This is a genomic window from Belliella buryatensis (genome assembly GCF_900188245.1).
Taxonomy (GTDB): Bacteria; Bacteroidota; Bacteroidia; order Cytophagales; family Cyclobacteriaceae; genus Belliella; species Belliella buryatensis.
In genome coordinates this window covers 1-1,263 of the sequence record NZ_FZOK01000049.1, presented here as the reverse complement: position 1 = coordinate 1,263, position 1,263 = coordinate 1, and the positions used below count along the sequence as shown (strand labels likewise).

Genomic DNA, 1,263 nt, shown 5'->3' with positions numbered 1-1,263 from the left:
GATCCGGATCAGAGATGGGATGGAACTCACAGAGGTAAAGAACTGCCAATAGGAACTTACTACTGGACGATAGAAGTGAGAGAGACAGGAGAAGTAAGGAAGGGGATGTTGAATCTGTTAAGAAAATAGGCAAAAGGGACTAGGGAAAAGGAAGGACGGAACGTTAAGAAATGATCCCTTTGGATCATTTTAGTTCCGGGCCAGGATGTAGGGGTGGGTATTTAGAACCTTTTCCTCTAGATAAAATCAGCGCTGCAACCTGGCCCTTCGCTAAATTAGTCCACTGGACTAATTTTTAACGCTCAGTCCTCCTCAAAAATATAAAATCATGAAAAAAACAATCATCTTATTTATAGGAATAGCCCTTGTAACGACAACGGATATTCTCGCTCAATCCCGAAAATACATCTCTCAATTCAGCCACTTGCAGGGCTACTACAACCCAGCGCTGACGGGTTATGAAGGCTCTATGCTGAGAGGCTTTGTCCGGAATCAGTGGGCAGGCTGGGAGGGAGCACCGAAGACTTACTTTGCCTCGGCAGAGCTAGATTTCGGTCAACTCTCTGGTCAGGCCTCAGGAGATATCCTAGGGAAGAATGCAGCAGGGATTTCCATCCTACATGACCAATATGGAGCCTTTGCAGAGACAGAATTTGTAGCCAGCTATGCATCCAGAATCCAAATAGGAGAAAAGACAAATCTAAGATTGGGAGCTGGTTTAAATTACCGCTCTATCCGATTGGATGGAAATAGTATGACTACCGAACAAGCAGATGACCCGATAGTAGGACAGTACTTTGGTAGCTTCTCCAATATGCAGGTGATGGACTTCAACTTAGGGATAGCCCTGACACACCCAAGCTACTATGTCTCCTATGCAGTACACCATGTGAATCAAGGAGCGATCAACTCAGGAGATATATTCATGGAGAGAATGCCTAGGGTAGGCATCTTCCAAGCAGGCTACAGAAACAGACTGAGCGACAACCTGGCCTTAGCGACCAATTTCATGTACAGAAGTCAATCTGACTTACCGGACAACTTAGAATTCAATATGAAAGTAATATTGAAAGAGAAGTTTTGGCTAGGAGGTGGGCACAGGATAGACTATGCAAACAACTTCCAGTTTGGGATACTATTCGACAAGATGCGGATTGGCTACATCTACGAGATGCCGATGCTAAGAAGCTACTTGCTTCCGAATGTGACCCATGAATTTATGTTGACCTATGCCTTATTTGGAGATAGGAGAGGGATGATTTG

At 44.6% G+C, this 1,263-nt stretch carries 1 protein-coding gene; it reads left to right on the top strand.

What is annotated here, in order from left to right; translation table 11 throughout:
• Window positions 1–328: 328 nt before the first annotated feature.
• On the top strand, window positions 329–1,263 hold a 935-nt coding region (locus CHB66_RS16765), incomplete at its 3' end, for a PorP/SprF family type IX secretion system membrane protein (RefSeq protein WP_141107422.1).